The organism is Streptomyces sp. NPDC051315 (genome assembly GCF_044455165.1).
Classification (GTDB): domain Bacteria; phylum Actinomycetota; class Actinomycetes; order Streptomycetales; family Streptomycetaceae; genus Streptomyces.
In genome coordinates, this window is the sequence record NZ_JBITEN010000022.1 from 109,119 (window position 1) to 122,437 (window position 13,319).

Genomic DNA, 13,319 nt, shown 5'->3' on the forward strand with positions numbered 1-13,319 from the left:
CTCGGCGGACACGGCGTCGTCGAGTTCGGCGTCCTCGGGCACTGCGCCGTCCGGCATGGTGTCGACCGGGTCGGCGTCCTCGGCAGGCACGGCGTCCTCGGGTACCGCGTCCTCGGGTACGGCGCCTTCCGGCATGGCGTCATCCGGTTCGCCGTCCTCCGGTAGGGCGTCGTCCGGGTCCGCGTCGTCCGGCAGGGTGACCTCGGGCACGGCCTCTTCCGGCGCGGCATCCTTCGCCGGCCGGCCGTCCTCGCGGGCGGCCGGCGAGGAACGTGCCCTGACGAGCGTGGCGGCGGGCGACCGCTACCGGGCACCGGAGGGCGACGGACCGGAGGGCGCCCGGCCCCAGGACCTGCCCCGGCTGTGGCACGTCACCCTGAGCGTCTCCGGTGAGGAGGCCGACCTGAAAGAGCTGCGGCGCGCCCTCGAGCAGCTCGCCCACGACCACCCCTTCCTCCTGACCAGCCGCTACGCGGTCGACCACGCCGAGATCCGCTACTGGGAGGAGGCCCGCGACCTGCACGACGCGGCCGCCGTCGCCCTGCGCCTGTGGGGCGAGCACCGCCAGACCGCCGGGCTGCCGCCCTGGGAGATCGTCGGCCTGGAGGTCATCGACCGCCAGACCTACCACCAGCGCCTCGCCGAGGGCTACGGCCCGCTCCCGGCGACCCCTGTCGGAGTCCACCCGTTTTGACCCCGGCCCGACATCGGCCCCGACAGCCGTCCGCCGTTCGCCCGACAGCCCTTCTGCCGATCGCCCTGACGACCGTCCCGCCAGTCGCATCGCCGGTCGTCCCGACGCGCGTCCCGCGCGTCTCGGGGTGTGGAACGAACGGTGAACGGGCCCGTGCCGCGCACTACGCTTCCGGTATGACCACGCTCTCGCCGTACGACGCCCTCTCCCCGGTCACCCAGGCCGCCTACCGCGCCAAGGCGGCCGCCGCCGACCTCGCGCCGCTGCCCCGGGCCGCCAAGGACGACGCGCTGCTCGCCATCGCGGACGCGCTGGAGGTCCGTACGAGCGAGATCGTCGAGGCCAACGCCAAGGACATCGCCAAGGCCCGCGAGGCCGGCACCAGTGAGGCCATCGTCGACCGGCTCACCCTCACCCCGGAGCGGGTGCGGGCCATCGCCCGCGACGTGCGGGACGTCGTCGCGCTGCCCGACCCCGTCGGCGAGGTCGTGCGCGGCTCGACCCTCCCCAACGGCATCGACCTGCGCCAGGTCCGCGTCCCGCTCGGCGTCGTCGGCATCATCTACGAGGCCCGCCCGAACGTCACGGTGGACGCCGCGGCCCTGTGCCTGAAGTCCGGCAACGCGGTGCTGCTGCGCGGCTCGGCCTCCGCCTACGAGTCGAACACCGCCCTCGTCCGGGTGATCCGTGACGCCGTCGGCGGTGCCGGACTGCCCGCCGACGCCGTCCAGCTCGTGCCGGGGGAGAGCCGCGACAGCGTGCGCGAGCTGATGCGCGCCCGCGGCCTCGTCGACGTGCTGATCCCGCGCGGCGGCGCCTCGCTGATCCAGACGGTCGTCTCCGAGTCGACCGTTCCGGTGATCGAGACCGGCACCGGCAACTGCCACGTCTACGTCGACGCCCAGGCGGACATCGACATGGCCGTCGAGATCCTGATCAACTCCAAGGCCCACCGGGTCAGCGTCTGCAACGCCGCCGAGACCCTCCTCGTCCACCAGGACATCGCCGCGCAGTTCCTGCCCCGCGCCCTCGACGCCCTCGCCGACGCCGGGGTCACCGTCCACGCCGACGAGCGCGTGCTGGCCTACGCCAAGGACTCCAGGGCCACCGTCGTCGAGGCCACGCCCGAGGACTGGGAGACCGAGTACCTGTCGTACGACATCGCCGCGGCGGTCGTCGACTCCCTCGACAGGGCCGTCGAACACATCCGGCTGTGGACCTCCGGCCACACCGAGGCCATCGTCACCACCTCCCAGCAGGCCGCCCGCCGCTTCACCCAGTTGGTCGACTCCACCACGGTCGCCGTGAACGCCTCCACCCGCTTCACCGACGGCGGCCAGTTCGGCTTCGGCGCGGAGATCGGCATCTCCACCCAGAAGCTGCACGCCCGCGGCCCCATGGGCCTGCCGGAGCTGACCAGCACCAAGTACATCGTCACGGGCGACGGGCACGTACGGCGCTGACGGGCACGTACGGCGCTGAGGGGGCGTACGGCGCCCGGCGGCAGCGTGCGGACGGGCCGTGAGAGGCGTCTCATCAGGCGGATGAATTTCCATACCGTCTGCCCAAAATGACCCCCCAGGTCTACTCTGGACCCGTGCCGGAGGACGTGGGGGGCACGCCGTTCCCTGACGGCTGGGAGCCCGACGACGACCACGACCGCGGGGTGTCGGACGAAGAGTTCGCCTCCGTGGTCTTCGACGAGGCCTTCGTACGGGCGGCCGTTGTACACGAGCCGACCGCCGTCGAACGCCTCCTGGCCGCGGCACAGGCGAGAGCCGAGGCCTCCGAGGCCGAAGCCCGCCGCGCCCGCGCCCGCGGCGACCGCTACGACGACCCGTACGGTCCCGACGGCCTCGGCGATTTCGCCCATGATGCGGACTACGACGACCCGGACGACAGCGACGACGCCTGGGACCGCCGTCACGGCACCTTCGGGACCTACGGCAAGCAGGTCCGCTGGCACCGCCCCGTCGCCTGGATGCTCGCCCTGGTGATGGGGATCGGCATGGTCGCGCTGGCCTTCGCGGCCGTCTACCGGGGCGCTTCCTCCGGCAGCAGCCGGGACCAGATGCCGATGCCCGCCTCGACCGGGCTGGAACAGGGGAACGGACTCGCCCCGTCCGCGTCCGCCGACTACTCCCGGCCACCCGTCTCGGCGGTTCCGCGCACGCCCTGAGCGCCGGCGGCACGGCGGCCCGGAAGGCGGCTCCGAGTGGGCTCCCGGGTGGATGAGGACCTGTCAGAAGTTGCGGGGCGGCAGGGCGTTTACCCGGGCTCCGCGCGACCTACCCTGAAAGTATGGGCGGGCCCGGAGACCCACCGGAGGGGACACCCGAGGGAGCTCCCGGTGGAGGAGAGGACGAGTACCGATCCGTCGTCTTCGACGAATCGTTCGTCCGTGCTGCTCGCCTCCAGGAGTACTCCGCCGAGGAGCGCATCGCCGACCACGCCCCCGCCGTCCGCCGCCGCCCACCCCTGCGCCGGGGCCTGTCCCGGCAGGCGCTCGTCCTCGTCGTCCTGATCGCCCTCGCCTTCGGCACCGTGATCTACATGGGCGTCCGCCACCCCTACCAGAACCCGGCCGCCCGCCGGCCCGTGGAACCCCTGCGGATGACCGTCATCCCGCTCGCCCCGCAGGGCGCCGTGCCCGGCACGGCCGACGCCGAGTACCTCTACGGGCACAGCCCCGCCGCGCAGTACCGGATCGGCGCCGAGGGCATCCCGCTGCCCGCCTCCCGGCGCACCGCGCACTTCTCCGACAGCCAGGTCGTCACCGCCCTGACCACCGCCAAGGAGTACATCGTGCGCTCCTCCCTCTACCCGGAGGTGCTCACGGGGCAGCAGGTGCGGCCCGTGCGGGTGATGATCGACCCCGCCCAGATCGACCAGTTCGACGAGAGCTTCGCCCACCCGGCGGCGGACGGGCGGCACGCGCCGACCGGCTGGCTGGTCCGCTTCGACCCCGCCCGGGCCGAACTGGCCGACCGCAAGATCCGCGTCCAGGGCACGCTGCAAGCCGCCGAGGCCGATTCCGCAACCCTCGAGGTCACCGCCGACCACACCTTCGTGTACGCCCTGCGGCCGGCCGGAGCCGACGCGAGTTCACCCGCCTCGCTGTTCACCGTCCGCCGCGAGCTCCAGTTCCGCTTCGACCGCGAAGACCTGCGGCTGCGCCAGACCCAGCTGATCGTGTCCTACGTCCAGGCCGGACCGCTGTCCTGCGCCGAGGACTCCACGAACCATCTACGGCCGCTGCTGGCCGGCCAGACCGCCAAGGAGGGCGACCCGGCCGGCACGGACCCGTACGCAACCGGCGGCGCGACGGCGCTGTGCGGCTCACTGGCGGGGAGCGCGCAGCCGAGGGTGTGAAAGGGGGGTGACGGCGCTGTGGGGACGCCGGCGGGGGGTGTGCCGCTTCGCCGAAACGCACAGGCCCGGCCCCTGGACGCCAAGGCACGCCGCTCCACGGGTGCGGCCGCTGCACATCGAGGCCGGCCCGCGGCTCGCCAGGGCCCGCCCCGGCGTGCAGCCGAGACGCACCGGGTGCTGGAGGCCGGTCGTGCTGGGCCGGGCGGCAGGCGTACCGGGCGAGGTCGGCGTGAGCGAGGCGGCGCACCGGGCGATGCCCGCCGGCCGCTGTGGGCCGGGCGGCGCGCACCAGGCGGGTGATGCGCACCGGGCCGGGCGGACCGTTCGGTCAGTCCTCGTCGCGCGGGGGCGCGTCCGTCGGGCGGTCCTTCGGCGGTGCGGAGCCGGTGAAGCCGTCGAAGCCGCGGCGGACCCGGCCGCCCAGGTTGCCCGCCCCGCCCGCTATGTCGGTGACCAGCTTCATCAGCGGGTCCTTGGAGCTCTTGACGTGGTCGGCGTAGTGCGACGCCGACTCACGGAAGGAGTCGCTGACCGAGGTTTCCTTGTCCTCGGTGCGCCGCGGGTAGTGGCCGTCCATGATCCGCTGGTAGTCGCGGGACTCCGCCCACTTCTTCAGCTCGGCCGCGCGCACGGTGGTGAAGGGGTGGGAGCGGGGCAGCACGTTGAGGATCTTCAGCACGGAGTCGCGCAGGTCGCCACCGGCCTCGTACTCCTCGGCCTGCTGCAGGAACGCGTCCACGTTCATCTCGTGCAGGTGGTTTCCGCCCGCGATCTTCATCAGGCCGCGCATCGAGGCCTTCAGGTCCTGGCCGACGAGCAGCCCGGCTCGGTCGGCGGACAGCTCCGACTTGCGGAACCACTCGCGCAGAGCGGTCACGATCGCCATGATCGCGAGGTTGCCGAGCGGGATCCACGCGACCCTGAGGGCGAGATTGGTCAGGAACAGCAGGACGGTCCGGTAGACGGCGTGACCGGACAGCGCGTGGCCCACCTCGTGCCCGACGACGGCCCGCATCTCCTCCTCGTCGAGCAGCTCGACGAGGCCGGTGGTGACGACGATGATCGGCTCGTCCAGGCCGATGCACATCGCGTTGGGCTGCGGGTCCTGGTTGACGTACATCGGCGGGACCTTCTCCAGGTCCAGGATGTAGCAGGCGTCCCGCAACATGTCGTTCAGGTGGGCGAACTGCTGGTCCGAGACGCGGACCGAGTCGGACAGGAACAGCAGTCTCAGGCTCCGCTCGGGCAGCAGCCCGCTGAGCGCCTTGAAGACGGTGTCGAAACCGCTCAGCTTGCGCAGCGCGACCAGCGCGGAGCGGTCGGCCGGGTGTTCGTACGCACGCGAGGAGATCCCCGGGAAGCGCTTGCGCTGCCTGCTCGGCACGTTCTCGTGACCCGTCTGCTCGTGGCCGTCGTCGGACATGTCTTCCCCCATGTGCGTGTTGGTGGCCCTCGTATGTCAGGTCCTTTGCGGACCCTTGTGCAGCCCTTTGCGCCTCCGAAGCCGGGCCCAGCCTAGGCGGAGTTACGGTGGACGGGCACTACACCGAAGGAGTCCCGCGCCATGGAGCACAACCCCGCAGCGGCCTGGCTCGCCCAGGCCGCCGGCGCCGCCCAGCAGCAAGGGGCGGGGAACCTGCTCCGGATCGTCCTGATCGTGATGATCCTGGGCTGCGCACTGACCGCCTGGTTCCTGCTGCGGGGTTACAGGCGGAAGGACGACTGAGCGGTCGGGAAGGTTCCCCGGCCGCCGGCCACCGGCACCCAGCCCGCCTCCCCGAGGCCGCAGCCGGCGCGACGGGCCGTGACGGGTAACGGTGGAGTCGGCGTGATGGGTGGAGCGGCGCCCGCTTACGATGGGCCGACATCTTTATCCCGCCCACACCGGATAGGTCCTGCCGAAGATGAGCTTCCACAGCGCCGCTGCCCAGTTGGTCACCCTCGCCGCCGAGGGCGAGGAGCACGGTGGCAATCACGAGAGCCTGAGCCCGCTGGTGACCGGTGGCGCCGCGTTCCTGATCCTGATGCTCCTGCTGTGGATCACCACCCGCTTCAACCGCGACCGCTGAGGCACACCATGTCCATACCGGGGCGCTCCGGGCATCCGCCGGCCGGTGCCCTCAGGCCGGGCCGGTAGGGTCTGCACGCATGGGAGAGCAGGACATGCCTACCGGCCCGTCCAACCAGGGCAAGCGCCGCCTCGGCGTCATGGGCGGGACGTTCGATCCGATCCACCACGGACACCTCGTGGCGGCCAGCGAGGTCGCCGCGCAGTTCCACCTGGACGAGGTCGTGTTCGTGCCCACGGGCGAGCCCTGGCAGAAGAGCCACCGCAGGGTCTCCCCGGCCGAGGACCGCTACCTGATGACGGTCATCGCGACCGCCGAGAACCCGCAGTTCTCGGTCAGCCGCATCGACATCGACCGCGGCGGCCCCACGTACACCGTGGACACCCTGCGCGACCTGCGGGCCCTCAACCCGGACACCGACCTCTTCTTCATCACCGGCGCCGACGCCCTCGGCCAGATCCTCACCTGGCGGGACAGCGAGGAACTGTTCTCCCTCGCGCACTTCATCGGGGTCACCAGGCCGGGACACCACCTCAACGACCCCGGACTCCCGGAGGGCGGCGTCTCCCTCGTCGAGGTGCCCGCCCTGGCCATCTCCTCCACGGACTGCCGCGCGAGAGTCGCCAAGGGCGACCCCATCTGGTATCTGGTGCCGGACGGAGTCGTGCGCTACATCGACAAGCGCGAGCTGTACCGCGGCGAGTGAGCCGAGAGGGGTACCGGTGAACGACCGATACGACACGGGCTACGGGGAGACCCCCTACGAGCTCGTCGGGTACGACGAATACGGGCAGCCGGTGTACCGGCAGGTCCCGCCCCAGCAGATCCCGCACCAGGCCTACGACCCGTACGGGCAGCAGCAGGGCTACGGCTACGACCCGTACGCCACCAACGGGCAGGCCGGGCAGGCCGGGCAGGCCGGGCAGCAGCAGACGCCCGCCTATGACCCGTACGACACCGGTCAGCAGGCCCCGGTCCACGACCCCTACGGCCCCGGCACGTACCCCCCGCAGGGCGGCGCCCAGACCGCCGCCCCGTACGACCCCTACGGGCAGACCGCCACCAGCGGCCGGCAGCCCCGTGTCGCCGGACAGACCGCCCACATCCCCCAGCAGGCCGGACCGGCCGCGGAGGAGACGGCGGCGACGGCGGACCGGGACGACCCCGCCCGGCCCCGCCGGGACTACCACACCGAGCAGTTCGCGTTCGTCGAGGATCCCGACGCGGACTCCGAGGACGTCATCGACTGGCTGAACTTCACCGAGAACCGCACCGAACGCCGCGAGGAGGCCAAGCGCCGCGCCCGCAGCCGTCTCGTCGCCCTCGTCGTGGTCCTCGCCCTGACCGCGGTGGGCGGCGTGGGCTACCTCTGGTACGCCGGGAAGCTGCCCGGTCTGTCCTCGTCGGAGTCCAAGGCGACCGGCACCACGACCGCCAGTGCCGCCCAGAAGCGCGACGTGATCGTCGTCCACCTGCACGACACCGCCCAGGGCGGCACCTCCACCGCGCTGCTCGTCGACAACACCACCACCAAGCAGGGCACCACCGTCCTGCTGCCCAACTCCCTCGTCGTCACCACCGACGACGGCACCACGACCACCCTCGCCAAGTCCGTCGACGAGGACGGCTCCGCCGGCACGCGCGAGGCCCTGGACACCGTGCTCGGCACCCAGATCCAGGGCACCTGGCGCCTCGACACCCCCTACCTGCAGAACCTCGTCGACCTCGTCGGCAACATCGAGGTCGACACCGACACCGACGTCCCCGACCCGGACGCCAAGAAGAAGGGCGAGGCCCCCCTCGTCAACAAGGGCGAGGGCCAGACCCTCAGCGGCAAGATGGCCGTCGCCTACGCCACCTACCGCGCCGAGGGCGAGGCCCAGAACGCCCAGCTGCAGCGGTTCGGCCAGGTCATGCAGGGCGTGCTGCGCAAGGTGTCCTCCGACGCGCAGGGCGCCACCGTCACCGTCCAGACCCTGGCCCAGATCCTCGACCCCTCGCTCACCGACAAGGACCTCGGCGCCTTCCTCGCCGCGCTCGCCGACCTCGCCAAGGGCGGCGACTACAAGACCGCCCTGCTGCCCGTCCAGGCCGACGGCACCCTCAGCGCCCAGGACGGCGCCGGCGTCGTCAAGGATGTCCTCGGCGGCACCGCCAAGAGCCCCGACCAGGACGCGGCCGTCAGCGTGTCCGTCCAGAACGCCAGCGGCGTCAGGGCCCACACCGAGGACGCCCGCGTGGTGCTCCTCAACGGCGGCTTCACCTTCCTGGAGGGCGGTACGCCGTCCGGTACGCAGTCCGCGTCCAGGGTGCTCTACGCGGACGCCGCCGACAAGGAGAACGCCACCGAGGTCGCCAAGACCCTGGGCCTGCCCACCAGCGCCGTGAAGAAGGGAACGGTCGCGGCCAACGCGGACGTCGCGGTCGTCCTCGGCCAGGACTACGAGTCCTCGACGTCCTGAGGACCGGGCCCCGGCCGCCGCCGGGGAGTGATCCCTCAATCACATGGGGTGCCGTCGGCGGTCCGTGAGACCCTTGAGGTCAAACGACCGCCGACGGAAAGCCACGTAGTGACCGCCACCGACCGTTCTCTAGAGCTCATCACCACCGCCGCCCAGGCGGCCGCGGACAAGCTCGCGCACGACATCATCGCCTACGACGTCAGCGACGTGCTGTCGATCACGGACGCCTTCCTGCTCGCCTCCGCCCCCAACGACCGCCAGGTCAAGTCGATCGTCGACGAGATCGAGGAGCGCCTGCAGAAGGAGCTCGGCGCCAAGCCGGTACGCCGCGAGGGCGACCGTGAGGCCCGCTGGGTCCTGCTCGACTACGTCGACATCGTCGTGCACGTCCAGCACAGCGAGGAGCGTGTCTTCTACGCGCTGGAGCGGCTGTGGAAGGACTGCCCCGAGCTCGACCTGCCCGACGACGCCAAAGCGACCCGAGGGAAGGCCGCCGAGCACGCCAAGCTGCAGACCGAGGAGGACATCACCGGTTTCGGGGACCTGCGGTGAGCGCCTCCTCGCAGGCCGCCGCCGGCCGCACGCCGAGCCGCGGCCGCCGCGTCATCCTCTGGAGGCACGGCCAGACCTCGTGGAACGTGGAGCGCCGCTTCCAGGGCACCACGGACGTCCAGCTGACCGAGACCGGTCTCGGTCAGGCCCGCCGCGCCGCCCGGCTGCTCGCCTCCCTCGGACCCGACGCGATCGTCTCCTCGGACCTGTCGCGGGCGGCGAACACGGCCGCCGAGCTCGCCGCGCTCACCGGCCTGGAGGTCGCCCACGACGAGGGCCTGCGGGAGACGTACGCGGGCGTGTGGCAGGGGCTGACACACGAGGAGATCGTCGCCCGGTACGGCGACGAGTACGCCGCGTGGAAGCGCGGTGAGCCGGTCCGCCGCGGCGGCGGCGAACTGGAGACCGAGGTCGCCGACCGCGCCGCTCCCGTCGTGCTGCGGCACGCCGAGAAGCTGCCCGAGGACGGCACCCTCGTCGTCGTCAGCCACGGCGGCACCATCCGCACCACCATCGGCCGTCTCCTCGGTCTGGAGGCCCACCACTGGGAGAGCCTCGGCGGCCTCTCCAACTGCTGCTGGTCCGTCCTCGGCGAGGGCGCCCGCGGCTGGCGCCTCCTCGAGCACAACGCCGGCACCCTGCCCGAGCCGGTGCTCGGCGACGACGACTGAGCCCGGACCGAGCGTCCCGGGGCGGCCCGGGACCCGGATTTCACTTTCCGGCAGGTCGCAGGCTAAAGTTCTTCTTGTTCGCCCCGCCGAGCGGGAAGAACGCCAGGGGCTATAGCTCAGTTGGTAGAGCGCCTGCATGGCATGCAGGAGGTCAGGAGTTCAATTCTCCTTAGCTCCACTGATCGACACTCTGTGGAGTTGTCAAAGATCGGTCGAGAAGATCCCGTCCCTCAGGGGGCGGGATCTTTTCATTGCTCTCGCAGCATTTCCGCCCGCCGTGCCGTCTCCTCGTCCTCCGGCGTGTAGACCACGATCCGGCACTCCGGCATCCCGTTGATCGACAACGACATGGACGTCATCCGCAGCTCGCCCACCGCCGGATGCCGGAAGACCTTCACGCGGCGGCCCGGCTCCGCCACGTCACCGGACTCCCACAACCGCGCGAACAGCGCACTGGCCGCGGACAGCCCGCGTATGAACTCCTCCCACACCGGTTCACCGGCATGCAGCCCGTACGCGGCCCGCAGGGTCGCCACCATCACCGGCAGCTCCCTCTCCCGGAACAGCAGCGGGCAGTCCTCCTCGTCCGACGTGAACAGCATCCACAGCGCGTTGGCCGGAGCACCGGAGGAAGGCCGTGCCGGGGTGATGAACAGGTCCCGGTAGACCGGGTTGGCGGCGAGGATGTCGTAGCGCGAGTTGTAGACCACCGCCGGGCGCGGCACGAGCGCGTCGATGATCCCCCGGATCTCCGGCCCCACGCTCCGCACGAGGGCCTCCGGCTCGGGCGTGTACGGCACCTCCGCCAGGTGGTAGAGGTGCTCCCGCTCCGGCGGGTCGAGCCGCAGGGTGCGCGCGACGGCGTCCAGGACCTGAGCCGAGGCGTTGATCGGCCGGCCCTGCTCCAGCCACGTGTACCAGGTGACGCCCACGCCCGAGAGCTGGGCGACCTCCTCGCGCCGCAGCCCGGGAGTGCGCCTGCGCAGCCCCGGCGGCATCCCGACGTCGGCCGGTGTCACCCGCGCCCGCCTGCTGCGCAGAAAGGCGGCCAGCTCCGGCCGGCGCCGCTGTACCGTCCCCGGCGCCGCCCGTGTCCTCGTCCCCATCGTCACGGCCCCCATCGTCGATCCCCCGCCCGTCCGCTGCCAGGTGCTGTCAGTACCAGCATCGGCGGACTCTCGGCACCCGTACCGGTATCTCGTCACGCTCGACGACATGACGACGACCTCCCGGACGAGTCCGGACCCCGCGCCCGTCCCACCCGTGCCAACTCCTGCTGCAAGTAAAGACCCCGGCACTGACAATCGGCCCGGACGGCTGCTCGCGGTCGTGCTCGCCGCCCAGTTCATGGCACTGCTCGACGTCTTCATCGTGAACGTCGCGGCTCCCACGATCGGTTCCGACCTGCACGCCTCCGGCGCCGACCTCCAACTGGTCGTCGCCGGCTACGCCATCACGTACTCCGTCCTGCTGATCACCGGCGCCCGGCTCGGCGACCGGTTCGGCCACGGCCGGGTCCACCTCGTGGGGCTCGCCCTCTTCACCGCCGCCTCCCTCGCGTGCGGGCTGGCGCAGGGCAGCACCGAGCTGATCGTCTTCCGGCTGGTGCAGGGTGCCGGGTCGGCGGTGATGATCCCTCAGGTGTTGAGCCTCATCCAGCGCACGTTCACCGGCGCGGACCGGGTGCGGGCGCTCGGCGTGTACGCGGCGGTCCTCGCCGTCGGGGCGGCGGCCGGGCAGGTGGTCGGCGGCGTCCTGGTCGGCGCGGATCTGCTGGGCAGCGGCTGGCGGCCGGTGTTCCTGGTGAACGTACCCGTCGGTCTCGTCCTGCTGGCCGTGGGCGGGCGCGTCCTGCCGCGCGGCGGCGGGGCCGGGCGGGAGAGGGCGCGTGGCCTCGACGGGCCCGGCCTGGTGCTGCTCGCGGCGGCCGTGTCCCTGGTCACCGTGCCGCTGGTGCTCGGGCAGGAGGAGGACTGGCCGCTGTGGTCCTGGCTGTCACTGGCGGCCGGCGCGCTCCTGTTCGCCCTGTTCTGCGGCTACGAGTCCCGCCTCGCCCGCGGCGGCGGCGCGCCGCTGATCGCGCCCCGGGTGCTGCGCCACCCCGGCATGGGTCTCGCCGTGGTGCGCATCGCGGCCGTCATGGCGGTCAACGGCGGCTTCCTGTTCGTGCTCACCCTGCACGTCCAGGGCGGCCTCGGCTACAGCGCGCTGCGCGCCGGCCTGACCTTCGCGCCGACCGCGGTCGTCTTCGGCGTGGTCGGCCTGACCTGGCGCACCTGGCCCGCGGTCTGGCAACGGGTCCTCGTCCCGGCCGGGTTCACGCTCACCGCGCTGTCCGTGGCCGCGGTGGGCCTGGCGTTCGAGGGCGGGGACCATGGCGGCGCCTGGCTGTACGGCGCGTACGCCGGCGTGGGCGTCGGGCTCGCGCTCGCCTTCGGTCCGACGCTCACCCGGGCGCTGGCCGCGGTACGGTCCGAGGACGCGGCGGACGCCAGCGGGCTGCTCGCCACGGTGACCCAGCTCGGACAGCTGATCGGGGTGGCCGTCTTCGGCACACTGTTCTTGAACCGGCTTGAGTCACATGGGGCCCCGGAGGCGTATACCTCTTCGGAAGCGCTTCTCACATGCATGTTCGCGCTCGCCGCGACAGCCGCGCTGGGTGCCGTGTCCGGACTGGTACTAAGGCGTCGCTGACCGTATTGGCCCGGCCGTGGCAGAATCAAACGGCCGGAAGGGGGCGCGGCCCGACGGGAGGGAGTAGCGATGCCTGCGAGCATCCTCGGAGAGGTCGGCCACCTCTCCGAAGCAGCGTTGACACGGGGAACGGCCACCCGGCTCAGCTGCCCTTCCTGCGGTTCCGCTTTCGTCGCCCAAGTCCTCGGGGACAACGGAGGGATCTCCTACGTGTGCACGGCCTGCGGCCACAGCTGGAGCTGATCGATGGGTGCACACAGGCGGAAATGCGACTGGTGCGGCAGCGGCACCCCGATCGTCCGCGACATGGAGCCGGTCAACCCCGACTACCAGTACTGGTGCGAGGAATGCGCGCGGGCGCTGATCATAAAAGGCGACCCGATCGAGACGTACCGGGAACTGGAGGGCGAGCCGATCTACGGCCGGCTCCTCGAGGAGCACTGCACGCTCAAGAGGTTCTATTCGTTCGTCACCGCGTGACGTGCCTGACCTCGTGACCTGACCTCGCGTGACATGCGGCCCGAATCCGGACGGAACGGAAACGATTTGGTGGTCCACCCCCTGGACCGTGTAATGTTGGCGTCGCCGCCGGGGAAACCGGGCGGACACCGCAAGGGGCTATAGCTCAGTTGGTAGAGCGCCTGCATGGCATGCAGGAGGTCAGGAGTTCAATTCTCCTTAGCTCCACAAGCAGATCCCGCCGGATCGGAATGATCCGGCGGGATCTTTTTCGTGCTCGGACGCTGGGCTGCTCGGGTGCGGGGCGTGTCCCTCGCCGTGGGGGCCGCCTCTCCGGGCGGCCCCC

At 71.7% G+C, this 13,319-nt stretch carries 14 protein-coding genes and 2 tRNA genes; 14 read left to right on the forward strand and 2 right to left on the reverse strand.

The window, feature by feature from the left end; genetic code table 11:
• Window positions 1–133 precede the first annotated feature (133 nt).
• The 4 genes from ACIBBD_RS32980 to ACIBBD_RS32995 all read left to right on the forward strand — a co-directional run bounded on the left by ACIBBD_RS32980 (window position 134) and on the right by ACIBBD_RS32995 (window position 4,066).
• Complete coding sequence (locus tag ACIBBD_RS32980; protein WP_399423238.1) at window positions 134–694, forward strand: hypothetical protein; 561 nt, start codon at window positions 134–136, stop codon at window positions 692–694.
• Between the two features lie 176 nt (window positions 695–870).
• Window positions 871–2,157, forward strand: coding sequence for a glutamate-5-semialdehyde dehydrogenase (locus tag ACIBBD_RS32985; RefSeq protein WP_399423239.1), 1,287 nt, complete (start codon window positions 871–873; stop codon window positions 2,155–2,157).
• Between the two features lie 107 nt (window positions 2,158–2,264).
• The gene (locus ACIBBD_RS32990; protein ID WP_399423240.1) at window positions 2,265–2,873 is read left to right on the forward strand and encodes a hypothetical protein; all 609 of its coding nucleotides are present in this window, start codon (window positions 2,265–2,267) and stop codon (window positions 2,871–2,873) included.
• A 122-nt stretch (window positions 2,874–2,995) separates the two neighbouring features.
• Entirely contained in the window at window positions 2,996–4,066 is a 1,071-nt protein-coding gene (locus tag ACIBBD_RS32995; RefSeq protein ID WP_399423241.1) for a hypothetical protein, read from the forward strand.
• 328 nt (window positions 4,067–4,394) lie between these two features.
• Here ACIBBD_RS32995 and ACIBBD_RS33000 read toward each other — a convergent pair whose 3' ends face one another.
• Complete coding sequence (locus ACIBBD_RS33000) at window positions 4,395–5,489, reverse strand: M48 family metallopeptidase (RefSeq protein ID WP_399423265.1); 1,095 nt, start codon at window positions 5,487–5,489, stop codon at window positions 4,395–4,397.
• Between the two features lie 141 nt (window positions 5,490–5,630).
• On the opposite strand from ACIBBD_RS33000, the gene ACIBBD_RS33005 reads away from it, so the two are divergent.
• The 7 genes from ACIBBD_RS33005 (at window position 5,631) to ACIBBD_RS33035 (ending at window position 9,998) form a co-directional block, all read left to right on the forward strand.
• Window positions 5,631–5,792: a hypothetical protein gene (locus tag ACIBBD_RS33005; RefSeq protein ID WP_399423242.1), complete on the forward strand. Its 162-nt coding sequence runs from the start codon at window positions 5,631–5,633 to the stop codon at window positions 5,790–5,792.
• A 178-nt stretch (window positions 5,793–5,970) separates the two neighbouring features.
• On the forward strand, window positions 5,971–6,135 hold the full coding sequence (locus ACIBBD_RS33010; RefSeq protein ID WP_383249839.1) for a hypothetical protein: 165 nt from the start codon (window positions 5,971–5,973) through the stop codon (window positions 6,133–6,135).
• Between the two features lie 79 nt (window positions 6,136–6,214).
• Window positions 6,215–6,841, forward strand: a complete 627-nt coding sequence (gene nadD / locus ACIBBD_RS33015) for a nicotinate-nucleotide adenylyltransferase (protein ID WP_399423243.1) — start codon at window positions 6,215–6,217, stop codon at window positions 6,839–6,841.
• 16 nt (window positions 6,842–6,857) lie between these two features.
• Entirely contained in the window at window positions 6,858–8,597 is a 1,740-nt protein-coding gene (locus ACIBBD_RS33020) for an LCP family protein (RefSeq protein WP_399423244.1), read from the forward strand.
• A gap of 108 nt (window positions 8,598–8,705) precedes the next feature.
• On the forward strand, window positions 8,706–9,149 hold the full coding sequence (gene rsfS, locus ACIBBD_RS33025; protein ID WP_399423245.1) for a ribosome silencing factor: 444 nt from the start codon (window positions 8,706–8,708) through the stop codon (window positions 9,147–9,149).
• Window positions 9,146–9,820: a histidine phosphatase family protein gene (locus ACIBBD_RS33030; RefSeq protein WP_399423246.1), complete on the forward strand. Its 675-nt coding sequence runs from the start codon at window positions 9,146–9,148 to the stop codon at window positions 9,818–9,820. Before rsfS ends, ACIBBD_RS33030 begins: the two co-directional genes overlap by 4 nt.
• Before the next feature lie 105 nt (window positions 9,821–9,925).
• Window positions 9,926–9,998 (forward strand) — tRNA-Ala (locus ACIBBD_RS33035).
• Between the two features lie 70 nt (window positions 9,999–10,068).
• On the opposite strand, the gene ACIBBD_RS33040 is transcribed toward ACIBBD_RS33035, so the two are convergent.
• Complete coding sequence (locus tag ACIBBD_RS33040) at window positions 10,069–10,941, reverse strand: helix-turn-helix transcriptional regulator (RefSeq protein ID WP_399423247.1); 873 nt, start codon at window positions 10,939–10,941, stop codon at window positions 10,069–10,071.
• 94 nt (window positions 10,942–11,035) lie between these two features.
• On the opposite strand from ACIBBD_RS33040, the gene ACIBBD_RS33045 reads away from it, so the two are divergent.
• The 3 genes from ACIBBD_RS33045 (at window position 11,036) to ACIBBD_RS33055 (ending at window position 13,201) form a co-directional block, all read left to right on the forward strand.
• Window positions 11,036–12,514 carry an MFS transporter gene (locus ACIBBD_RS33045; RefSeq protein WP_399423248.1) on the forward strand — a complete coding sequence of 493 codons (1,479 nt, stop codon included), beginning with the start codon at window positions 11,036–11,038 and terminating at the stop codon, window positions 12,512–12,514.
• A 246-nt stretch (window positions 12,515–12,760) separates the two neighbouring features.
• The gene (locus tag ACIBBD_RS33050; protein ID WP_003976229.1) at window positions 12,761–12,994 is read left to right on the forward strand and encodes a hypothetical protein; all 234 of its coding nucleotides are present in this window, start codon (window positions 12,761–12,763) and stop codon (window positions 12,992–12,994) included.
• Window positions 12,995–13,128: 134 nt separating this feature from the next.
• Window positions 13,129–13,201: transfer RNA gene (locus ACIBBD_RS33055), tRNA-Ala, on the forward strand.
• The last annotated feature ends 118 nt before the right edge of the window (window positions 13,202–13,319 follow it).